The organism is Paenarthrobacter sp. TE4293, from assembly GCF_050435325.1.
GTDB classification, from domain to species: Bacteria; Actinomycetota; Actinomycetes; order Actinomycetales; family Micrococcaceae; genus Arthrobacter; species Arthrobacter nitroguajacolicus_C.
In genome coordinates this window covers 450,302-470,299 of record NZ_JBNJRY010000003.1, presented here as the reverse complement: position 1 = coordinate 470,299, position 19,998 = coordinate 450,302, and the positions used below count along the sequence as shown (strand labels likewise).

Sequence of the window (19,998 nt, the reverse complement as noted above, 5' to 3'; positions counted from 1 at the left end):
CCACGCCGGGCCAATCCCGGTTGAAGGGGAGAAGTGGCCGTTCCGAGACTTCGCAGCGGCTGTCGTCCTCGGTCAACGGGCCTGTTCTGCAACGATGGAGAAAGGGGGAGCGCCATGGTGTCCGGTGGATTCGGCTTCCGTACCTACACGCTCTTCGACACACTCGTCTGGATCGCATGCCTGAACGTGCTGTGGGTGCTCTTCACCATCCTCGGTGGAGTTGTCCTGGGCATTGGACCCAGTACCGCGGCGGCCCACGTCCTGGTCCGGGACAAGGTGCGGGGCAACGCCACGCCTTTGGTGCGGCGCTTCGCGAAAGAGTATGTGAAGAATTTTGCCAAGGGCAACGCCTTGGGCTGGCCGCTGATCGTGGTGGGGGCTGCCTTGGTGCTGAACTGGGGCTACTTCTCGGCGGGCTGGGACTTTGGCTCCCAAATAGCGTCCGCGGGCATTCTGCTGGCCGCCCTCATTGCTGCCGGCACTGCTTGCTATCTGTTTCCGATGTTTGCCCGCTATGAACTTTCCATCCCCCAGTACTTCCTCATGTCATCGCGTTTTGCCATGCGGCATTTGGCCGGAACCGTGATTCTGCTGTTCGTGACGGCTGCCGCGTTGTTCGTGTGCAGATCGGTTCCCGGGCTGATCCCGTTTTTCGGTGTGGGTGCCTGGCTATATGTCACGGGTTGGCTCTGCGACCGCTTCTTTGCAGCCAACGATGAGGCGATGTCTGAAAGCGCATCAGGGCCCAGCCCCGCCGGATCGGCAGCCGCCGGCAGCCCCCCGAAAACCCCGACCAGCAGTACGGAGGCCAGTCTTGCCTGATTCCTACGGCGCACGTTCCTACGGCGCTCGCCCCGTATTGAGTGGCCGGCCCGTCCTTCACCGCTCCCTCGATGTCCAGGGAAGCGCTGAACTGATTCCCGCCGAGCTTGGCGTGACAACTAATGAAACGTATCAAGATGCTGATGGCCAGCACGTGTGGAGCCTGAAGAGGTTCTCCGGCGGGCAGCCCACCGACACGTCGACCGACACCAACCCCGAAGAAGTGGAGCAGGGAAGAAAATGATCCGTAGAAAACACACGCTGGCGGCCGCCGTCGTCGTTTCCGCAGCCCTGGCGCTGACCGCCTGTGGTGGCGAAGCGCCGGCGTCGGACCTTTCGTCCGTCAAAATCATGGCCCCGTTCCTGGAGGCGCAGCCGCCAACAGCTGACGGCGCCGTGCAAAAGAAGCTCGAAGAGCTCACGGGCAAGGACGTCAATATCACCTGGACGCCCAACGCCTCCTACGAAGACAAGATGAACATCACGCTGGCATCCTCTGAGATCCCGCACGTCCTGGTGGTTCAGGGCAAAACGCCCGGTTTCGTGAAGAACGCCGAAGCCGGCGCCTTCTGGGACCTGTCGGACAAGCTCAAGGACTACCCGAACCTGAGCACCACCTTCCCGGAAGTCCAGCAGAACGCCAGCGTCAACGGCAAGGTCTACGGTGTGTACCGTGGCCGCAACCCGATCCGTGCAGCGGTCATGTTCCGCCAGGATTGGCTCGACAAGCTGGGTCTGAAAGCGCCGGAAACCACTGAGGACCTGTACAAGGTGGCCAAGGCTTTCACCGAGCAGGATCCGGACGGCAACGGCCAGGACGATACCTACGGCATCACCATCCCCAAGTGGGGCGCACTGGGAACCAACAGCCCGTATGACCTGATCGAGACGTGGTACGGCGCCGGAAACCGTTGGACCGAGCGCGACGGCAAGCTGGTCCCGAGCTTCGAAACCGAAGAGTTCCTCGAAGCCAACCGGTTCGTCAAAAAGATGGTGGACGAGAAACTCATCAACCCCGACTTCGCTACCTTCGATGGCACCAAGTGGAACGAACCGTTCTTCAACGGCAAGGGCGGCATCATCGTGGACGTCGACTCCCGCGTGAGCGTGCTGATCAACCTGTTCAAACAGGCCAACCCGAACGACTTCGAGAACAAGGTTGGCTTTGTGGGCAGCCTGAAGGGACCGGACGGCGAACTGCACGCCCACCCCACCGACGGTTACTCGGGCTTCCTCGCCATTCCCAAAGCCAGCGTCAAGACCGAGGCTGACCTGAAGAACGTGCTCACCTTCCTGGACAAGTTGAACAGCAAGGACGTTGCCATCCTCATGAACAACGGCATCGAAGGCGTGAACTTCACCGTCGAAGACGGCCTGGCCGCCACCATCAAGCCCGAAACACCGGAAGGCAAGGTGGTCAATACGGACATCAAGAGCTTCGCGCAGCTCGGCACCAACGTCACGGGAAACAACTTCTACCCCGTCAAGCAGGCCTCCGAGTACGAGCAGAAGGTCTTCGACGACCGAGTCGCCGTCATGGCCGAGGACCTCAAGAGCGCCGTGTACAACCCGGCAGCGGCCTTCGTCTCGCCCACCTATGTTGCCAAGGGTGCGCAGTTGGACAACATCGTGGCCGACGCCCGCATCAAGTACCTGGCCGGGCAGACCGACGAGCAGGGCCTGAAGGACGCCGTCAAGCTGTGGAACACCAGCGGCGGTGACAAGGTCAAGGAAGAAATCAATAAGCTCTGGCAGGACAACAAGAAGTGACAGCCCCGGTCACAGAAGCCAAAGCCCTGGAGCGGGCGGCCACCACGCCGCCCGCCCCGGCGCGGCGGCGCGGATTCGCCCTCCACTTCGCGCACTACAAGTGGCTGTACCTGCTGCTGTTGCCAGGAGTCCTGTACTTCGCCATCTTCCGGTACGGGCCCATGTACGGCGTATCCATCGCCTTCAAGGACTACGTTCCGTTCCTGGGCGTCAATGGCAGCCCCTGGGTCGGGGTCACCAACTTCACGGATTTCTTCGCCAACCCTGATTTCCCCCGGCTGCTGGGGAACACCCTGATCCTGGCGTTCCTGAACCTGGGTATCGCGTTTCCCCTGACCATCATCCTTGCGCTGTTGCTCAACGAAGTCCGTCTTTCCGTGCTCAAGCGCACGGTCCAGACACTCGTGTACATTCCGCACTTCCTGTCCTGGACCATCGTTGCCTCGCTGAGCTTCCTGCTCTTTGCCTTGGACGTCGGGCCGCTGTTCCAGTTCGTCAACGGGCTGTTCGGTACCAACGTGGACATCCTGTCCGACCCCAACTGGTTCCGGCCGTTGATCGTGCTCCAGGAAATTTGGAAGAACACCGGCTGGGGAACCATCATCTTCCTTGCAGCCCTGGCCACCGTGGACCAGGACCAGTACGAGGCAGCAATCATCGACGGTGCGGGCAGGTTCCGTCGCGTCTGGCACATCACCTTGCCGGGCATCCGGTCCACCATCATCGTCATGCTCATCCTGGCCATCGGGCAGATGCTCAACACCGGCTTCGAGCAGATCTACCTGATGACCAACGCACTCAACCGCAGCGTGGCCGACGTCTTCGATACCTACGTCTACTTCGTGGGCATCACCCAAGGCGCCTACAGCTACAGCACCGCCGTCGGGTTGTTCAAGTCCTTGGTGGGCATCGTGCTCATCTTCGGCACCAACTGGCTGTCCAAGCGGTTCAACCAGAGCGGACTGTTCTAATGAAGATTCACAACACCCGCGGCGGACGGGTCTTTGATGCCGCAAACTACGTCTTCCTGAGCCTGATCGGCATCATTACGCTGTTGCCGTTCATCTACGTGATCGCCGGCTCCTTCGCCAACGAAGCCGAGATCACCCGGCGGGCCTTCTTCGTGTGGCCCGAGCAATTCACGCTCGGCGCCTACGAATACATCTTCTCGACGCCTGCGTTCACCCGGGCGTTGATCACCACTGTGCTGGTTACCCTGGTAGGCACCCTGGTGCAGCTGGTACTCACCGTGACCATGGCCTACCCGCTGGCGAAGAAGAACCTGCGGGGCCGGAAGCTGATCATGTCCTTGGTGGTCTTTGCCATGGTCTTCTCAGGTGGCATGATTCCAACGTTCCTGCTGGTCAAGGACCTGGGACTGCTGAACAGCTACTGGGCGCTGATCCTGCCTGCCGCCATCAATCCGTTCAGCCTGATCATCATCAAGAACTTCTTCCAGGAACTCCCTGCCGAGCTGGAGGAGTCCGCCAAGATGGACGGTGCCACGGAAATCGGAATCCTGTGGCGGATCCTGTTGCCGCTGTCCAAGCCGGTGCTGGCCACGTTCGCCCTGTTCTACGCGGTGGGGATCTGGAACGACTTCATGTCGCCACTGCTCTACCTGAGTGACAACAATATGTGGACCCTGCAGATGTATCTGCGCCAAGTCACCGCCGCCTCCGATCTCCTGGGCACCGGAAACGTGGATCCCTCCTATATCCCGCCGGAACAGGGCATCAAGTTCGCCGTGATCGTGGTGGCAACCCTGCCCATCCTGGTCTTCTACCCCTTCCTGCAGAAGCACTTCGCCAAGGGCATGCTGATCGGCTCAGTGAAGGGCTGACCGCAGAGGTTCCACCGACGTGCTGCACCACGAAAGGACAACCATGAAAATCCTCCTCGCGGGCGACTCCACCGTTGCCGCCTGCCCCAGCTACGAGTACCCGATGAGCGGTTGGGGTGCACACCTCGCGCCCGAGACCTACTGGTGGGCTGCCGTCCATAATTACGCCAAGGGCGGGGCCACCACGGAGTCGTTCCGCGAGGAGGGTCTTTGGTACCAACTCATCAACCAGACGGTAAAGGGCGATCTTGTCCTGATCCAGTTCGGGCACAACGACCAGAAACGCGAACACCTGGCCGCGCGCACCGGCTACATGGACAACATCAAGCGTATGGTCGCCGAGGTCCGTTCCAAGGGCGGCGTGCCCATCCTGTGCACTTCGGTGGAGCGCCGGCACTTCAGTAACGGCCAGCTGGACATCACGCTCGGCGAGTATCCCGCCGTCGTGCGTGGCCTGGGGGCCGAACTCGGCCTGGACGTCATCGACCTCAACCAATGGACGCGCGGGCTCTACCAGGAGCTGGGGGAGGAGGGCTCCAAGGAACTCTTCGTCCACTTTGCTCCCGGCGAGCACGCGCACTGGGCCGGTGGTCTTGAGGACAACACGCACTTCCACGTGAAGGGCGCCCAGCGGATCGCCGTAGTTGTCGCAGAGCAGCTGGAAGCCCTCGGCTATGGCCTGCCGGCGACCCTCAGCGCGGGGGCGCGTGCGTGATTCTTTCCAACCCGTTGCGGGGCCCGGCGGATGTTGCCGGCTGGGTGGCCGAAGGGCCGGTCCAATTCGGCACGCATCCGCTTGAAACGCACGACGACGGCGGGCCGGCGTTCGGTGGCAACGGGACCAGCGCACTGGTCCTGTCGGGCTCCCTCGACGCGGAGGAGCACGGCGACCACGCCCATTGGACCCTCTGGTACCCGGAGGAAATCCCGGACCGCGTGCGCATCACGTGGGAGTTCCTGCCCTTGGAAGAGCCAGGGCTGGCCATGGTGTTCTTCTCCGCCCGGGGGCAAGGAGACGAGGACCTGTTCTCACCGTCCCTGGCACCACGCACCGGCTACTACCCGCAATACCACTCGGGAGATATCGATGCCCTCCACATCTCCTACTTCCGGCACAAGTACGCCTCGGAACGTGCTTTCCGCACCTGCAATCTCCGGAAAAGCGCAGGCTTCGAACTCGTGGCCCAGGGGGCTGATCCGCTGCCACCCACCGAGGATGCCGACGGCTTCTATCGGATGGAAGTGGTCAAGGACGGGCCGAAGGTGACTTTCTCCATCAATGAATTGCCTCTCTTCGCGTGGACAGATCCCGCACCGGAGCCCTTGCGCGGCGGCTACTTCGGCATCCGCCAGATGGCACCGCTCAGGGCCGCGTACCGCAACCTGTCCATCAGCAGCCTCCAGCCCACCAGCCCTGTGACGGGGCACACGAAACCATGACGTAGGATGTCTCCATGCCCCTCTTTGACCTCCCCCTTGAGCAGCTCCGCACCTACACTTCCGGCGCGGTTCCCCCGGCGGATCTCGACGCCTTCTGGGACCGCACCATCGCCGAGGCAAGGGCGCTTCCACTCGACGCGGTGTTCGAGCCCGTGGACAACTACCTCACCGTGATCGACACCTACGACGTATCCTTCTCCGGCTTCGGGGGAGACCGCATCAAGGGCTGGCTGCATGTGCCCTCGCACCTTGGGGCCGGGCAGCAACTGCCCGTCGTAGTCGAATACATCGGCTACTCCGGGGGCCGCGGCCTGGTCAACCAGAACACCCGCTGGGCCCAAGCTGGCTACGCGCACTTCATCATGGACACCCGCGGCCAAGGCTACGGCGGCGTTTCGGGAGATACCCCTGATCCGCATCCATCGGCAGGCGGTACCAACTATGCCGGGCTCATGACCCGGGGCGCCGACCACCAGGACAACTACTACTTCCGCCGGGTCTATGTGGACGCCTTCCGTGCCGTGGAAGCGGCGCAGGGCCATCCCGCCGTCGACCCTTCCAAAGTAGTCCTGACCGGCGTCAGCCAGGGCGGCGGCATCACCGTCGCGGCCGCAGGACTGGTGGCTGGAAGGCTCGACGGCGTCATCGCCGCGCTGCCCGACGTCCCGTTCCTGCAGGACTTCCCCCGCGCGATCGACATCACCCCGCGGGGCCCGTACCCCGAGATTGCCGGGTTCCTGGGCCGGCACCGCGGGAAGTATGAGTCCATGCTGGCCGTGCTGAACTACTTTGACGGCGTGCACCTGGGCCGTGCTGCCAGCGTGCCTGCACTGTTCTCCGCTGCACAGATGGACGATATCTGCCCGCCGTCCACCGTCTTTGCGAGCTACAACAACTACGGCGTTCGCTCTGCAGAGCAGGGCGGTGCGCCGGAGAAGGACATCGAGGTCTACCGTTTCAACAACCACGAGGGCGGCCAGGAACACCACTGGATCAAGCAGCTGCAGTTCCTGCGCAAGCTGATGTCATGATGACGGACACGATTTGCCCGGGGTGAAGAACCGCGGTTATGGTGTGGCTATGACTAAGCGTTGGTATGCGTATTTTTCGTTGGCTCTGGAGGGGCCCGCGTCTAACTGACACGCATCCAACTTTCCTTCAGAGCCAACAGGGCAGAGATTATTCTCTGCCCTTCGCCATATCCGGCGGGTTCTGAAAAGGGGCCCGCTCCGTATCCCGGAACAGGACCCAGAAATGACCAGCATCGCTGCAGAACCCACCAAATCCCTTGACTCCGCTGAAGCGGGAGCCGCCGCGCAACCCTCCACCTCCAATCTGCGGGTCGCCCGCTTCGAGCCGCTCCCGGCACCCCAGGGCCTCATCGCCGAGTTGCCGCTGGACGCCCGCTCAGCTGCCGTCGTCGACCGCGGCCGCGACCAGGTCCGCGCCATCATGGACGGCGTGGACGACCGCCTGCTGGTGATCGTTGGCCCGTGCTCCATCCACGATCCCAAGGCCGGCCTCGAATACGCCCGCCGGTTGGTGAGCCAGGCGGAGAAGCACAGGGAAGACCTGCTGATCGTCATGCGGACCTACTTCGAGAAGCCCCGCACCACCGTCGGCTGGAAGGGCCTCATCAACGATCCCCACCTGGACGGCAGCCACGACATCGCCGCCGGTCTCCGCGCCGCCCGCGGCTTCCTCAAGCAGGTCACTGCCCTGGGCCTTCCCACGGCCACTGAGTTCCTTGAGCCGATCAGCCCGCAGTACATGGCCGACCTCGTCTCCTGGGGTGCCATCGGCGCGCGTACCACCGAAAGCCAGATCCACCGCCAGCTCGCCTCCGGGCTATCCATGCCCATTGGCTTCAAGAACGGCACCGACGGTGACCTCCAGGTGGCGATCGATGCCTGTGGCGCCTCTGCCGCTGAGCAGGCCTTCCTGGGAATCGACGACGACGGCCGCGCGGCTCTTGTCGCGACCTCCGGCAACCCGGATACCCACGTGATTCTTCGCGGCGGACGCAAGGGGCCCAACTACTCCGCCGCAGATGTTGCAGCTGCTTCGTCCAAGCTCGCTGCGAAGGGGCTCAACCCGCGCTTGATCGTGGACGCCAGCCACGCCAACAGCGGCAAGAGCCACCACCGCCAGGCAGAGGTTGCCCTGGAAATCGGTGCCCAGCTTGAGGCGGGCCAGACCTCGCCGATTGCCGGCGTCATGCTGGAGAGCTTCCTGGTGGGCGGCGCCCAGAACCTGGATGTGGCCAAGCAGTTGGCCGGCGAGCAGGAACTCGTCTACGGCCAGAGCGTCACCGATGCCTGCATGGAATGGGACGTTACGGCGTCGGTGCTGGAACAGCTGGCCGCTTCGGCACGCAAGCGCCGCGTCGCAACCGCTGCGTAGGGACAGGCTTCGCTGCGACCGTTTCGTGGCTTGGCGGCGCAGCGTGCCGTGCGCGCGGCCTCCTGCGCAGCGAGTCCACGAAATGGGCGAAGGTTGGCCGGGGAGTGGCATCCCACTTACGGGAAAAGCTTTCACATTGGCCCCATCAGCCTCTAGAGTATCTAGCACATGGTTGTTTGATGGCTCAGCATCGGCACACCGTTCTACTGGGGGTGTCCTAATCGGCTGAGAGCAAAGGAATATGGGAAATGTCCGCAGAGACTAACTTCTCGAATGCGCGTTTCATGACGGTGGCTGAAGTAGCCGACGTCCTGCGTGTTTCCAAAATGACCGTGTATCGCCTGGTCCACTCAGGGGAAATGCCCGCCGTGAGGTTCGGCCGTTCCTTCCGGGTTCCGGAAGAGGCCGTTGCCCAGTACCTTAAGGGTGCTGTGGTGGACGGACAATCCGAGACCGCCTGAGGCTGCCCAGTCCGTCCCGCGGACCGTGGTCACGGGGTGCCCCTTTGAAGCGGTACTCTGTTAAGGAACGTTTTACGTCAATGTAAGAATCTGTCAGTTGTACTGTCTGCTTCCGCGGATCTGTTCCAACAGACAGGAACTTCTAGTTTGTAAGGAACTTTCGTGGGTTCAGTTATTAAGAAGCGCCGCAAGCGTATGGCCAAGAAGAAGCACCGCAAGCTGCTTCGTAAGACCCGCCACCAGCGCCGCAATAAGAAGTAGAGATACTTCGTCAAGCGTGAATGCCCGTTGCCTCCCAAGGCGGCGGGCATTTTTGCATCCCCCGACGCGCCTCGCCCTACGGACGCCCTCTCACCGTTCGTCGGTTTCTTGGTGACGCTCTCTCACTGTTCGTCGGTTTTCTGGTGACGCTCTCTCACTGTTCGTCGGTTTTCTGGTGACGCTCTCTCACTGTTTGTCGGTTTCTTGGTGACGCTCTCTCACCGTTTGTCGGTTTCTTGGTGACGCTCTCTCACCGTTCGGGTGTGTCGACGGAAGCGCCCGTTCACGGTCCCGGCGCGAAACCCGACTCAACGGCAGGATCGATCCAGCCGTTCCGTAGGGCCTTCTTGATTTGCAGTATTGCCTTGGCGAATCCGTCTGCCAGATCGTCTTTTCCGAAGACGAGGACCGTCCAGCCTGCCGCCACGAAGGCTTTGTCGCGGCGGCGGTCGCTGAAGAACTGTTCGTCTTCAAGGTGATGTTCGCCGTCGTACTGAATGGCCAAACGCCGCGCACGAAAGCCCAAGTCGGCTGATGGAGAGAACGGGTCGTCTACTCGGAGTCGTACCTGGAGCTCGGGTTCCCCGAGACCGGCGTCGAGCATGGCCAGACGAAGCATCGTTTCCGGAGCGGAGTCAGCACCGACCCTCATCAATTCAAGTGCTTCCCGCGCCCGGACCACACCTTGCAGGTTCTTGTGGCGGGCAAGCATCTTCCGAAGTGCCTCGATTGAAGTGAACGGCGTGCTCCGTCCTTCAAATTCTTGCCGCGGCATGCGAATGATTTGGTCGCCCGCACAGACCAAATCTCTCAATGGCAGTCGGCGGGCCAAATCCAGCCATGTCCTGGGGCGGGTGCTCATCCAGATGCCGTCGCTGAACTCGATTTCGGAGTCGTCCGCGATCACCGTGTGTCCGATGATGCCCCGACGGCGCGCTGACGGGAGCTTGCTTGGCTTACTAAGGTGCAGTTCATTGGAGTCGGCCAGCCAAGGAGGAAGGAAGAGGCCGTGGATCCTGGCGGCGGTTACATGGGAGATCCACGCGCCCGGACTCGCAGCTGAGAGGGATCGTGCAGCTTCCGCGAGATCAAAGACCCAGTTGGCGGGACGGTAGATTCCTTGGCTCACACCTTCGATTGAGGTTCGCTTCCTGAGCTGCGGGTGCTCCAAGCCCGCAGCCTTGGCCTCGTTGATCGTGAAGGGAGCAGAAGCCAGCAAGGCAGGCACGGGCGGCGGTTTTCGCATACGGGCATTGTTGCCCAGGAAGGCCAACGCGTGCAGAAGTTATCCACAAGGTACGCTTCCGAACTCATCTGGTGAGAGGGGGTTGGCCGGGTGGGGTGGTTTGGTGAGAGGGGGTTGGCCGGGTGGGGTGGTTTGGTGAGAGGGGGTTGGCCGGGTGGGGTGGTTTGGTGAGAGGGGGGTCAGATGCGGGGGCCGCGGAACCTGGAGAAGCCACGCCACAAGCCGTAGATCGCTCCGCCCACCGTGGCGGCCTTGAGCCCGAGCGTGGCTGCCCGGCGACCGGCTCGGAAGTCATACACCGGCCAGTTGTTCTCGCGCGCGTGGCGGCGCAGCTTGCCGTCCGGGTTGATCACAACCGGGTGGCCCACCATGGTGAGCAAAGGGATGTCGTTGGCTGAATCGCTGTAAGCCCAGCAATGATCCAGGTCCAGGCCCTCCCGATCGGCGACGAGTTGGACTGCGATCGCCTTCGCAGGACCGTGCAGGATGTCGCCCACGAGCTTCCCCGTGTACATTCCGTCTTCTACTTCGCCCACCGTGCCCAGGGCGCCGGTCAGGCCAAGGCGTGTGGAGATGACCGTGGCGACCTCGATGGGTGTCGCCGTCACCAGCCAAACCTTCCTGCCGACCCGGAGGTGCTGCTCCGCCAGGGCCTTGGTTCCGGGCCAGATCCGCGACTCGATCATTTCGTCGTAGACTTCCTCGCCCAACGCCTTGATGTCGTCCACGGAAATACCTGCGGCCAGAGTCAACGCGGAGTCACGGACGGAGTGGACATCCTCCATGTTCTCCCCGCGCATGACGAACTTGAACTGTTTCCAGGCGAAACCGGCGGCCTGCTGAAGCGTGAACGCTTTGCGTTCATACATTTTGCGGGCCACGTGGAAGAGGCTCGCACCCTTCATCAAGGTGTTGTCGACGTCGAAGAAGGCGGCTTCGCCAGTGCGCTTCTGCACTGAGTCGTTGTGCACTAAGGCATCTGCGACCACGGCGGCGTTCTTCTCCTCGGGCATGCCTTGAGTCTAGTCAATTGCCCGTGCCCCGCGCTGACGGCACCCGGGAGCGGAGCGGGACGGTTACCGTTATTCCATGGCTATTCCCGACGTCGTCCTCCTCACCAAAGCTGACTGCCACCTCTGCACGGAGGCGCGTGCCGCCGTCGAACGCGTCACGAAAAGCCTTGGCGTGCAGTGGACCGAGCAGAAGATCGACGGCGACCCCCAACTGCAGGAGCGCTTCGCGGAGGAGATTCCCGTGGTCCTGGTGGATGGCATCCAGCGCGATTTTTGGACCATCGATGAGCAGCGGCTTACCCGGACCCTCAAGAAAGTCCTGGAGGGCTGAGGGTGCGGTTACCCGCAAGTAATGGCTTTTGTTGAGTCCGGCCGGGGGTCATAGAGTGGAACAACAAAGCGACGCAATGGAGAATACCGTGACTGCGCTGGAACCGTCCCCGGAAGCAACAACCGGGGATAACGAACCTGCCACCAAGCAGATCCCGCCCGCGGCTGTGGCCCGGATGACTCTCTATTTGCGCGCGCTCAACTCCCTTTTGGCCGAAGGCGTCGAGCGGGTCTCGTCGGATGCGTTGGCGGAAGCATCAGGGGTGAGCTCGTCCACGCTCCGCAAGGACCTTTCCTATGTGGGCTCCTACGGGACGCGCGGCGTCGGTTATGAGGTGCAGTACCTGAGCCGGCACATTGCGGCCGCACTCGGCCTGACCCACGACTGGAAAGTCGCGATTGTCGGCGCTGGTAACCTCGGCAAGGCCCTGGCCCGCTATGGCGGCTTTGAGTCCAGGGGCTTCGATGTCGTAGCGATCTTCGACGCCGACCCTATGGTGATCGGCAACGAAGTCGGCTGGCTGCGGGTCAGCGATTCCGCCGAACTCGAGCGGGTCCTGGAGCGCACCCATACCAACATGGTGGTGCTGGCGTTGCCGGCCACCGTGGCCCAGGCTGTGTGCGATCGCGTGATCGCTGCCGGAATCCGGAGCATCCTCAGCTTCGCGCCGGTGCTCCTGCAGGTCCCGCCGCACGTCAACCTCCGGAAGGTGGACATGGCCACGGAACTCCAGATCCTGGCCTACCACGCACAACGGGCGCAGACACCGGGCCAGGCTGTATAGCCTGGGCCGGGTCCGCGCCCGCGTTGAAGTGTCTGAAGACCAGGGTGTTTAGCGGCCGTACGGGTTCTGGTACGGTGCGCTGAACGGCTGGGGCTTCCGGAAGTACGGAGCCGACGCCGGCAGGTACAGCATGACAATTGCCGCAACTCCCAGCAGGATGACAATGAGCTGCAGGATGCCGTAGGTAGCGCCGAACTGGAAGAGGCCAGTGAGGCCGAGGACCGAGATGGCGGCGAACACGGTGCCCAGGATCCTTGCCCAGTTCTTGCCCTTGCGAACCGGGAAAGCAACCAGCGCGTAGAGGCCGAGGCCAACCACGGCACCTACAATGGCGCTTACGCCGATGACGCCCCGCATGCCTTCCATGGAGCCTTCGGGCAGGTCGGTACCCTGTTGCACGGCCTGCTGGTTCATGGCGTTGATAAAGGCGTCAGCACCAGTGGTTGCCAGGAGCAGCGAGCTGATGGCCGAAAGAACACCGGCGGCACAAATCATCCAGAAGGCGTAGTTGACCATCGGCGGCACGGCGGTGGGGCCGGGCTGCTGGCTGGGCCAGTTGGTGTCCTGGCCGTATTGCGGAGCGCCGGGGACCTGACCGTACGGGGAGGCTTGCTGGCCATACTGCGGGGAAGCGGGGCTCTGCTGGCCGTACTGCGGTGCGGCGGACTGGCCGTACTGCGGGGCAGCGGGGGGAGGTGTCTGCTGGCCGTACTGCGGCGCAGGGGGAGCGGTCGGCTGCTCGGGCTGGTTGGCATCGCCCGGGTTTGACGGCGGGTACGGAGGGTTGCTCATGGCATTCCTTTGCTTGTTCGACTGCTGGTGCGGCCGCCGGGATCAGCAAAATGACCCTGCCCCCAGCGTGGTTCTGCTTCCACCGTACCTCCCGGGTCTGACGCTGCAGATGATCACACGCAGGTATTTCGGGCTCACAGCAAAAATCATCATGTTGGCTTACGCCTTCATGATGAAGGCCGCGGCACTCCGGAAGGATTTACCGCGGCCTTTTGCCGTCACGAGGTCGTTCAGGGAACGACGGCGGCAGTCACGTCAGCGCTAAGCGTGACCCTTGACTGCCTTGAACCAGAGCTGCGAATTCGGCAGCCACATCAGGACTACTGCTACCGCGCTGACCAGGAAGCCGAACCAGTTGCTGCCAAGGCCCGTGCTTGATCCGCCAGCGCTGGCGGCACTGAAAATGGTGAGGAGCAAGGAGACGCCGGCCACGATGGTGAGGGCCAGGCGGGCCCACTCTTTGCCTTCCTTCATTTTCATCGCCAGGATAACCTGGGCCGCTGCGACGGCGAGGCTGAGGATCAGGATAATCAGGAGGATGGCCGCTACTCCGGGGGCAAAAGCGAAGAGGGCAATGATCGCGAAGAACCCGATGAGCCCGAAGAGCAGCCCCAACAGTCCTGAGATCACCCAGATGAAGTAGGACACCTTCAGCTCGGTGGGCAGGCCCTGGGTCTTGAACATGCCCGAAAAACCACCCTGTGGCATGACATCGTTGAAGCTGCGTGGCCCGTCGGTGGGCATTTCGAAGTGGAAACCGGGCTGTCCCGGGGCTGGCTGTCCAGGTCCTGGCTGGGCTGGACCGGGCTGAGCCGCGCCGGGCTGGGAATACTGCCCCGGTTGCGACGGCGGCTGGTAACCCTGCGGAGGTTGGTAGCCCTGCGGAGGCTGGTAACCCGCAGGAGGAACGTTGCCGGGCTGCGGAGGCTGGGAGCCGGGCTGCTGTGGCTGTGGTGTTTCGTCTGGGGTACTCATGGCATCACTGTAGACCGCGGGTTGAAGGTTGCATAGGAAATTCGCAGCCAATTCGCAGCTAAAGACAGGCTGTTTGCCGAACAATTGCGGGGTGACTTCTGGAGATGCGAAACGGCGCCCCCACACTGTGCATCAGTGCGGGCGGCGCCGTCTTGCGGGTCAGGATCCGGGGATCCGGGCGACCTGCCTGGACTATGCAGCAGCCGGAGCGATGAAGGCCAGTTCGAGGTTGATGACAACCTTGTCGCTGACCAGTACGCCACCGGCTTCGAGGACGGCGTTCCAGGTGAGGCCGAAGTCCTTGCGGCTGATGGTGGTTTCACCGGAAACACCGGCGCGGGTGTTGCCGAACGGATCCACGGCCACGCCGTTGAATTCGGTTTCGATGGCAACTTCCTTGGTGACGCCCTTGATAGTGAGATCGCCCACGAGATCGAAGCTGTTGCCGTTGGCCTTGACGTGGCGGGAGACGAAAGTGATCTCCGGGAACTTCTCCACGTCGAAGAAGTCTTCGCCCTTGACGTGGCCGTCACGGTTGACGTCGCCGGAGTCGAAGCTGGCGGTCTGGATGGTGGCGTTGACCTTGGAATCGGCCAGGGTTTCGCCAACTTCGAGGGTGGCTGAAGCGTCCTTGAACTGGCCGCGGACCTTGCTGATGCCTGCGTGGCGGACGGTGAAGCCAATCTCGCTGTGGGAAGCGTCGAGGGTCCAGGTGCCGGTGGTAACGCTGGCGGGGAGAGTCATCATGGTGTTGCTCCTTATGGTGAGTGGAAGGTACTGCGTGCTTGCCTGGTTGATGCCGATTGCTTGAAGCGTCAACCGAGCTTCGTGTCTAGTATAAACATGCATATGCATCTTTTATTCCAACTCCGGGGAACATTTCGGAAAAACTTTGAGTTCTACTAGCGGTAGAAGATTTCGGATCGCCCCGCTTCTTTGAGAAACTGGTAAACATGCCCCAAGCAACTGTCCATCTGCTTCGCCATGGCGAGGTCCATAATCCCGACGGCGTCCTCTACGGCCGGCTGCCGGAATTCCACCTCTCCGAACGCGGCCGCGAGATGGCCCGGATGCTGGCCGACCACTTCGCGGCACGCGTCGGCCAAGGCGCGAAGATTGTCCATCTGGTCGCCTCGCCGCTGACCCGTGCCCAGGAAACGGCCATGCCCACGGCAGAGGCACTGAACCTGGAGATCACCACAGAGCCGCGCATCATCGAGGCCGAGAACCACTTTGAGGGACTCCACCCCACCAAGAGTGAATTCCTGAAGCCAAAGCATTGGCTGTACTTCCGTAATCCCTTGCGGCCCTCGTGGGGCGAGCCCTACAAAGAGCAAGCGGCCCGGGTGCTGGCTGCTGTGGAAGACGCCCGGGTCAAGGCCATTGAACTGGGCGGCGACGGTGCCGAAGCCATCCTGGTCAGCCATCAGCTCCCCATCTGGTCTACCCGGTTGACCGCGGAGGGACGCCGCCTGGCGCACGACCCCCGCAAGCGCGAGTGCACGCTCACCTCACTGACTTCCCTGACCCTCGACGACGACGGCAAGATCGTCCGTGTCGAGTACACCGAACCTGCAGCCGTCCTGCTCCCCGGCGCGGCGAGCACTCCGGGAGCATAAGAATGGACAACAATCTTTCACGCCGCGGCGTGCTGACAGCCGGTGGCGTCCTCCTCGCAGGACTGACCATGGGTCTGTCCGCGTGCGCCCAGGAAGACGCTTTGGCCAAGCAGGCCAAGGCGGGCGACAACAAGAACTACGTAGCCGGCGACGGGTCGGTGACGGAGTTCGCCAAGGCGGACCGCGCCGCGCCCATAGCGCTCAAGGGCACTCTCTTTAACGGCGAGACCATCAAACCCGAGGACCTCAAGGGCAAGGTCACCGTGCTGAACTTCTGGTTCGCGGCCTGCGCTCCGTGCCGTATCGAAGCTCCCCAGCTTGAAGCCCTGCACCAGGACTACAAGGACCAGGGCGTACAGTTCTTCGGGGTCAACCTGCGCGACGAACAAGCCACCGCCGAGGCCTTCGACAAGACCTTCAACATCACCTACCCGAGCTTCAACGACAAGGACGGGGCCGTGCTGCTGTCCGTGTCCGGCATTGTGCCTCCGGGTGCAGTTCCCACCACCTTGGTGCTGGACAAGGAGGGCAAGGTTGCCTCCCGCGTGCTCGGCGAGATCGAGAAGAGCACCCTGAAAGCCCTCATCACGTCCGCAGTGGCTGAGTAGCACCCATGAACAGTCCCTTCGCCGAGACGATCCTCAACGGATCGCTGCTGCTGGCCGTGCCGGTCGCTTTGCTCGCCGGGCTGGTCTCTTTCCTTTCCCCGTGCGTGCTGCCACTGGTCCCCGGTTACCTTGGCTACGTCACTGGGCTGACCGGCGTCGACCTTCAAAAGCAGCGGCGTGGCCGCATGCTGGCCGGCATCGGCTTGTTCGTCCTGGGCTTCTCCGTGATTTTCGTCCTCCTGGGCGGCGCTTTCGGCCAGCTTGGGACCCTCCTGACCGGTCCGCAGAACGCTTGGATCACCCAACTCCTGGGAATCCTGGTGATCGTCATGGGCGTGGTCTTCATGGGTGGCTTCGGTTGGTTGCAGCGCGACGCGAAAATCCACGCCAAACCGCCGGCGGGCCTCTGGGGCGCGCCGCTGTTGGGTCTGACGTTTGGCTTGGGCTGGGCGCCCTGCATCGGACCGACGTACTCCGCGGTACAGTTGCTGAGCCTGTCCGGTGGTTCGTCGGCAGCCAAGGGAGCTCTCCTGGCGTTCGTCTATAGCCTGGGACTGGGTATTCCGTTCCTCCTGATTGCGCTGGCCGTCCGCCGGGGCATGGGCGTCATGACCTTCTTCCGCAAGCACCGTCTGGCCATCCAGCGGATCGGCGGAGGCATCCTGATTTTGCTCGGCATCCTCATGGCCACCGGTGTGTGGGGAACATGGGTGACCGAGTTGCAGTACTGGTTCCAAAACGATGTGAAGTTGCCAATCTGATGAGCGAGTCCGTGAAAGCCAAGAAGAAGTCACCAGCCGCTGAAAGCGCAGCGGAAGGAAAACTCGAGCAGGCCAAGTCCGAGGCAGCGCTTCCCGCCCTCGGCGTCAAAGGCATGCTCCGGTGGGCCTGGACCCAGCTGACCAGCATGCGCACGGCCCTGTTCCTGCTGCTCCTGTTGGCCGTTGGTGCCGTGCCGGGTTCCCTGTTCCCGCAGCGGCCCGCGAACCCGTCGGTGGTGACGCAGTACATCAAGGACAACCCTTCCTACGGGGAGCTTCTCGATGCGTTGCAGCTCTACGATGTTTACTCCTCGGCCTGGTTCTCGGCCATCTATATCCTGCTGTTCATCTCGCTGATCGGTTGCGTCACTCCGCGCGCCATCGCCCACTACAAGGCCATGAAGTCGCAGCCGCCGCGCACCCCCAAGCGCCTTTCGCGGCTGCCGGAGTACGGGACGCTGGCACTGCCCGTCGACGCCGGGATCCCGGCGTCGAAGGCCATCAACGATGCCGCCGGACTGCTCAAGAAGCGCGGCTACCGCGTGGAGGTCAGGGACGTCGACGGCGACCTGCCGTCCTTGGGTGCCGAGCGCGGCTTCCTGAAGGAAGTGGGCAACCTGGTGTTCCACACCTCGTTGATCGGGGTGCTGGTGTCCGTCGCCATTGGTGGCCTGTACGGATACAGCGGCCAGCGGATCCTGGTGGAGGGTGACACATTCGTCAACACCCTGGTGGGCTACGACCAATTCACGCCCGGTACCAACTTCCAAAGCAGCTCGCTCCAGCCCTATTCCATGCAACTGGACAAGTTCGAGGCCAAGTTCGACCGCGAATCCCCGGGCAAGGCAGGCCAGCCGATCGATTACACAGCTGAGGTCACCACCAAGGAAAACCCGGATTCGCCGGCCAAGAAGGAAACCCTGAAGGTCAACGACCCCGTATCGCTGGGCGGTACCAGCCTTTATCTCACCGGCAACGGCTACGCACCCATGGTGACGGTCCGCGACGGCGACGGGAACGTTGCGTTCCAAGGTCCCGTCACGGCCAAAGTCCAAGGAGACAACTACTACTCCTCGGTGGTCATCAAGGTCCCGGATGCCAAGCCGGAACAACTTGGCTTTGTGGGCTTCTTCCTTCCGACGGCATTCGTGACCGAGGACGGAATCTCCTTCAGCGGCGCACCCGAGCTCATCAACCCGCAGCTGAGCCTGAACTCGTTCTACGGTGACCTCGGCCTGGACAAGGGCGTGCCCCAGAACGTGTTCGAACTGGACGTCAAGGACCTCAAGCAGCTCAACGGCCGCGACCTTGCGGCAGGGGGCATCACCTTGACCCCGGGAGCCACCGTCAACCTCCCCGAAGGCAAAGGCAGCATCACGTTCGACGGCGTCAAGAAGTACATTGGCGTGGACATTCACCACAACCCCGGCCAGCTGTACGCGCTGATCTTCGGTTTCCTCGCAGTCGCAGGACTGGTCATGTCGCTCTACATCAACCGCCGCCGCGTCTGGGTACGGACCGGAACCCACGCAGATGGCCGCACCATGGTGGAGTACGGCCTCCTGGCCCGCGGTGAAGACCACCGCCTCGCCGGCGAAGCAGCGGCCCTCCGCGAGCTCTTTGCCCGGGAGTGGAACATCCCACAGACGCAGGACACAGCAACAACTACAGCAGGATCTTCCTCAACCTCGAAGGACCAGTAATGCCCGTCATCAACGAAACCCTGGGCCAGTACAGCGAGCTGTTCATGCTGTTGGCCGCCGGCACGTACACCGTGGCGTTCATCGCCTTTGCCTGGGACCTCGCCAAGAGCAGCAAGACGCTCCGTGCCGTGGACCTGAAGGCTGCGGCCAGCAGCGCCGACCACAAGGTGACCGTTGCTGCAGGCCGCGTCGCGGCAGGTTTGGGCGGCCCCGACGCCGGTGGGCCGGCCGGCCGTGTCGAGCGTCCGACGTCGGGCCTCACCGTTGAGGGCGGCACCGCCGCCGGCGACATGAAGTACGCGGGCGAACGCCGTGCGCCTGCCCGTGTGGCCGTGGCGCTGACGGTCCTGGGTGTCCTGATTCACGGTGCGGGCGTTGTGACCCGTGCGTTCGGTGCAGGCCGTGTGCCGTGGGGCAACATGTACGAGTTCCTGACCACTGGCGCCTTTGTTGCCGTTGCCGTGTTCCTGGTGGTCCTCATCCGCCGCGACCTGCGGTTCCTGGGCACGTTCGTGATCGGCCTTGCCATCATCATGCTGGTGGCGGCCTCGGCTGCTTTCTGGACCCCCGTGGGGCACCTGGTCCCGGCGCTGCAAAGCTACTGGCTGATCATCCACGTTTCCATCGCGGTGCTTTCCTCGGCACTGTTTACCCTGACCTTCGCGATGTCCGCGCTGCAGTTGGTCCAGTCCCACCGCCAGAAGAACCTGGCCGCGGGCCGCCCGGACAAACTGGGCTTCATGCGCCTGGTCCCCAACGCCCTGAGCTTGGAAAACCTTTCCTACCGGATCAACGCCATCGCCTTCATCGGCTGGACGTTTACCCTCATGTTCGGTGCCATCTGGGCCGAAAAGGCGTGGGGCCGGTTCTGGGGCTGGGACCCCAAGGAAGTCTGGACTTTCGTGATCTGGGTGGTCTACGCGGGCTACCTGCATGCCCGCGCGACCCGTGGTTGGACCGGCACCCGTGCTGCGTGGTTGTCGATTGTTGGCTACGCCTGCGTCATCATCAACTTCACACTCGTGAACACGGTATTCAACGGCCTGCATTCATATTCCGGCCTCTAAGCCTCAAACGGGCCTGAGCAGGAGCGTTACAGTGCGTCCCCGGCTCAGGCCCTTGAAATAACAAATCGGTGTAGCAAGTAAGCCTTTTACCCGTCCAAA

The 19,998-nt window shown here is 62.7% G+C and carries 23 protein-coding genes; 18 read left to right on the top strand and 5 right to left on the bottom strand.

Features of this window, described 5'->3' with window-relative positions:
* The first annotated feature begins 114 nt into the window (after nucleotides 1–114).
* The 11 genes from QF015_RS08480 to QF015_RS08430 all read left to right on the top strand — a co-directional run bounded on the left by QF015_RS08480 (nucleotide 115) and on the right by QF015_RS08430 (nucleotide 9,000).
* Nucleotides 115–822, top strand: a complete 708-nt coding sequence (locus tag QF015_RS08480; protein WP_429388365.1) for a YesL family protein — start codon at nucleotides 115–117, stop codon at nucleotides 820–822.
* Nucleotides 815–1,066 carry a hypothetical protein gene (locus QF015_RS08475; RefSeq protein ID WP_429388363.1) on the top strand — a complete coding sequence of 84 codons (252 nt, stop codon included), beginning with the start codon at nucleotides 815–817 and terminating at the stop codon, nucleotides 1,064–1,066. Before QF015_RS08480 ends, QF015_RS08475 begins: the two co-directional genes overlap by 8 nt.
* The gene (locus tag QF015_RS08470) at nucleotides 1,063–2,592 is read left to right on the top strand and encodes an extracellular solute-binding protein (protein ID WP_429388362.1); all 1,530 of its coding nucleotides are present in this window, start codon (nucleotides 1,063–1,065) and stop codon (nucleotides 2,590–2,592) included. Before QF015_RS08475 ends, QF015_RS08470 begins: the two co-directional genes overlap by 4 nt.
* Complete coding sequence (locus QF015_RS08465) at nucleotides 2,589–3,563, top strand: ABC transporter permease (RefSeq protein ID WP_429388360.1); 975 nt, start codon at nucleotides 2,589–2,591, stop codon at nucleotides 3,561–3,563. The genes QF015_RS08470 and QF015_RS08465 overlap by 4 nt, the downstream gene beginning before the upstream one ends.
* Complete coding sequence (locus QF015_RS08460) at nucleotides 3,563–4,435, top strand: carbohydrate ABC transporter permease (RefSeq protein ID WP_429388358.1); 873 nt, start codon at nucleotides 3,563–3,565, stop codon at nucleotides 4,433–4,435. Before QF015_RS08465 ends, QF015_RS08460 begins: the two co-directional genes overlap by 1 nt.
* A gap of 43 nt (nucleotides 4,436–4,478) precedes the next feature.
* Complete coding sequence (locus QF015_RS08455; protein WP_429388356.1) at nucleotides 4,479–5,150, top strand: rhamnogalacturonan acetylesterase; 672 nt, start codon at nucleotides 4,479–4,481, stop codon at nucleotides 5,148–5,150.
* Nucleotides 5,147–5,875 (top strand): DUF1961 family protein, encoded by a 729-nt coding sequence (locus QF015_RS08450; protein WP_429388354.1) that lies wholly within the window; start codon nucleotides 5,147–5,149, stop codon nucleotides 5,873–5,875. Before QF015_RS08455 ends, QF015_RS08450 begins: the two co-directional genes overlap by 4 nt.
* A 14-nt stretch (nucleotides 5,876–5,889) precedes the next feature.
* On the top strand, nucleotides 5,890–6,906 hold the full coding sequence (locus tag QF015_RS08445) for an acetylxylan esterase (protein ID WP_310206810.1): 1,017 nt from the start codon (nucleotides 5,890–5,892) through the stop codon (nucleotides 6,904–6,906).
* 223 nt (nucleotides 6,907–7,129) lie between these two features.
* Nucleotides 7,130–8,278: a 3-deoxy-7-phosphoheptulonate synthase gene (locus QF015_RS08440; RefSeq protein ID WP_429388352.1), complete on the top strand. Its 1,149-nt coding sequence runs from the start codon at nucleotides 7,130–7,132 to the stop codon at nucleotides 8,276–8,278.
* A 248-nt stretch (nucleotides 8,279–8,526) separates the two neighbouring features.
* On the top strand, nucleotides 8,527–8,739 hold the full coding sequence (locus tag QF015_RS08435) for a helix-turn-helix domain-containing protein (RefSeq protein WP_017199160.1): 213 nt from the start codon (nucleotides 8,527–8,529) through the stop codon (nucleotides 8,737–8,739).
* A gap of 162 nt (nucleotides 8,740–8,901) precedes the next feature.
* Nucleotides 8,902–9,000 carry a 30S ribosomal protein bS22 gene (locus tag QF015_RS08430; RefSeq protein ID WP_003792170.1) on the top strand — a complete coding sequence of 33 codons (99 nt, stop codon included), beginning with the start codon at nucleotides 8,902–8,904 and terminating at the stop codon, nucleotides 8,998–9,000.
* 283 nt (nucleotides 9,001–9,283) lie between these two features.
* Here the strand turns inward: QF015_RS08430 and QF015_RS08425 are convergent, their stop codons facing one another.
* Nucleotides 9,284–10,246, bottom strand: a complete 963-nt coding sequence (locus tag QF015_RS08425; RefSeq protein ID WP_310206805.1) for a DUF559 domain-containing protein — start codon at nucleotides 10,244–10,246, stop codon at nucleotides 9,284–9,286.
* Nucleotides 10,247–10,425: 179 nt separating this feature from the next.
* A complete protein-coding gene (locus tag QF015_RS08420; protein ID WP_310206803.1) occupies nucleotides 10,426–11,259 on the bottom strand; it encodes an HAD family hydrolase in 834 nt (277 codons plus the stop codon).
* Nucleotides 11,260–11,335: 76 nt separating this feature from the next.
* Between QF015_RS08420 and QF015_RS08415 the strand changes: the two genes are divergently transcribed.
* Nucleotides 11,336–11,590: a glutaredoxin family protein gene (locus QF015_RS08415; RefSeq protein ID WP_429388349.1), complete on the top strand. Its 255-nt coding sequence runs from the start codon at nucleotides 11,336–11,338 to the stop codon at nucleotides 11,588–11,590.
* A 76-nt stretch (nucleotides 11,591–11,666) separates the two neighbouring features.
* Complete coding sequence (locus tag QF015_RS08410) at nucleotides 11,667–12,374, top strand: redox-sensing transcriptional repressor Rex (RefSeq protein WP_310206799.1); 708 nt, start codon at nucleotides 11,667–11,669, stop codon at nucleotides 12,372–12,374.
* Between the two features lie 48 nt (nucleotides 12,375–12,422).
* Here the strand turns inward: QF015_RS08410 and QF015_RS08405 are convergent, their stop codons facing one another.
* The 3 genes from QF015_RS08405 to QF015_RS08395 all read right to left on the bottom strand — a co-directional run bounded on the left by QF015_RS08405 (nucleotide 12,423) and on the right by QF015_RS08395 (nucleotide 14,885).
* Nucleotides 12,423–13,166, bottom strand: coding sequence for a hypothetical protein (locus QF015_RS08405; protein ID WP_429388346.1), 744 nt, complete (start codon nucleotides 13,164–13,166; stop codon nucleotides 12,423–12,425).
* Between the two features lie 261 nt (nucleotides 13,167–13,427).
* On the bottom strand, nucleotides 13,428–14,141 hold the full coding sequence (locus tag QF015_RS08400; RefSeq protein WP_429388344.1) for a hypothetical protein: 714 nt from the start codon (nucleotides 14,139–14,141) through the stop codon (nucleotides 13,428–13,430).
* 192 nt (nucleotides 14,142–14,333) lie between these two features.
* Nucleotides 14,334–14,885 carry a YceI family protein gene (locus QF015_RS08395; protein WP_310207072.1) on the bottom strand — a complete coding sequence of 184 codons (552 nt, stop codon included), beginning with the start codon at nucleotides 14,883–14,885 and terminating at the stop codon, nucleotides 14,334–14,336.
* Between the two features lie 209 nt (nucleotides 14,886–15,094).
* On the opposite strand from QF015_RS08395, the gene QF015_RS08390 reads away from it, so the two are divergent.
* The 5 genes from QF015_RS08390 to ccsB are packed head-to-tail and all read left to right on the top strand — an operon-like array spanning nucleotide 15,095 to nucleotide 19,899.
* The gene (locus QF015_RS08390) at nucleotides 15,095–15,760 is read left to right on the top strand and encodes a histidine phosphatase family protein (protein ID WP_429388341.1); all 666 of its coding nucleotides are present in this window, start codon (nucleotides 15,095–15,097) and stop codon (nucleotides 15,758–15,760) included.
* Nucleotides 15,761–15,762: 2 nt separating this feature from the next.
* Entirely contained in the window at nucleotides 15,763–16,368 is a 606-nt protein-coding gene (locus QF015_RS08385; protein WP_310206790.1) for a TlpA family protein disulfide reductase, read from the top strand.
* A gap of 5 nt (nucleotides 16,369–16,373) precedes the next feature.
* Nucleotides 16,374–17,129: a cytochrome c biogenesis CcdA family protein gene (locus QF015_RS08380; RefSeq protein ID WP_310206788.1), complete on the top strand. Its 756-nt coding sequence runs from the start codon at nucleotides 16,374–16,376 to the stop codon at nucleotides 17,127–17,129.
* Nucleotides 17,129–18,832, top strand: a complete 1,704-nt coding sequence (gene resB, locus QF015_RS08375; protein WP_310206785.1) for a cytochrome c biogenesis protein ResB — start codon at nucleotides 17,129–17,131, stop codon at nucleotides 18,830–18,832. The genes QF015_RS08380 and resB overlap by 1 nt, the downstream gene beginning before the upstream one ends.
* Entirely contained in the window at nucleotides 18,832–19,899 is a 1,068-nt protein-coding gene (ccsB, locus tag QF015_RS08370) for a c-type cytochrome biogenesis protein CcsB (RefSeq protein ID WP_310206783.1), read from the top strand. The genes resB and ccsB overlap by 1 nt, the downstream gene beginning before the upstream one ends.
* Nucleotides 19,900–19,998 lie beyond the last annotated feature (99 nt).

Coding starts and splice junctions, on each gene's coding strand:
- QF015_RS08385 (WP_310206790.1), top strand. CDS start 15,763: ATGGACAACAATCTTTCACGCCGCGGCGTGCTGACAGCCGGTGGCGTC.
- QF015_RS08435 (WP_017199160.1), top strand. CDS start 8,527: ATGTCCGCAGAGACTAACTTCTCGAATGCGCGTTTCATGACGGTGGCT.
- QF015_RS08420 (WP_310206803.1), bottom strand. CDS start 11,259: ATGCCCGAGGAGAAGAACGCCGCCGTGGTCGCAGATGCCTTAGTGCAC.
- QF015_RS08445 (WP_310206810.1), top strand. CDS start 5,890: ATGCCCCTCTTTGACCTCCCCCTTGAGCAGCTCCGCACCTACACTTCC.
- QF015_RS08380 (WP_310206788.1), top strand. CDS start 16,374: ATGAACAGTCCCTTCGCCGAGACGATCCTCAACGGATCGCTGCTGCTG.
- resB (WP_310206785.1), top strand. CDS start 17,129: ATGAGCGAGTCCGTGAAAGCCAAGAAGAAGTCACCAGCCGCTGAAAGC.
- QF015_RS08410 (WP_310206799.1), top strand. CDS start 11,667: ATGGAGAATACCGTGACTGCGCTGGAACCGTCCCCGGAAGCAACAACC.
- QF015_RS08395 (WP_310207072.1), bottom strand. CDS start 14,885: ATGACTCTCCCCGCCAGCGTTACCACCGGCACCTGGACCCTCGACGCT.
- QF015_RS08415 (WP_429388349.1), top strand. CDS start 11,336: ATGGCTATTCCCGACGTCGTCCTCCTCACCAAAGCTGACTGCCACCTC.
- QF015_RS08440 (WP_429388352.1), top strand. CDS start 7,130: ATGACCAGCATCGCTGCAGAACCCACCAAATCCCTTGACTCCGCTGAA.
- QF015_RS08400 (WP_429388344.1), bottom strand. CDS start 14,141: ATGAGTACCCCAGACGAAACACCACAGCCACAGCAGCCCGGCTCCCAG.
- QF015_RS08390 (WP_429388341.1), top strand. CDS start 15,095: ATGCCCCAAGCAACTGTCCATCTGCTTCGCCATGGCGAGGTCCATAAT.
- QF015_RS08405 (WP_429388346.1), bottom strand. CDS start 13,166: ATGAGCAACCCTCCGTACCCGCCGTCAAACCCGGGCGATGCCAACCAG.
- QF015_RS08460 (WP_429388358.1), top strand. CDS start 3,563: ATGAAGATTCACAACACCCGCGGCGGACGGGTCTTTGATGCCGCAAAC.
- QF015_RS08480 (WP_429388365.1), top strand. CDS start 115: ATGGTGTCCGGTGGATTCGGCTTCCGTACCTACACGCTCTTCGACACA.
- QF015_RS08455 (WP_429388356.1), top strand. CDS start 4,479: ATGAAAATCCTCCTCGCGGGCGACTCCACCGTTGCCGCCTGCCCCAGC.
- QF015_RS08470 (WP_429388362.1), top strand. CDS start 1,063: ATGATCCGTAGAAAACACACGCTGGCGGCCGCCGTCGTCGTTTCCGCA.
- ccsB (WP_310206783.1), top strand. CDS start 18,832: ATGCCCGTCATCAACGAAACCCTGGGCCAGTACAGCGAGCTGTTCATG.
- QF015_RS08425 (WP_310206805.1), bottom strand. CDS start 10,246: ATGCGAAAACCGCCGCCCGTGCCTGCCTTGCTGGCTTCTGCTCCCTTC.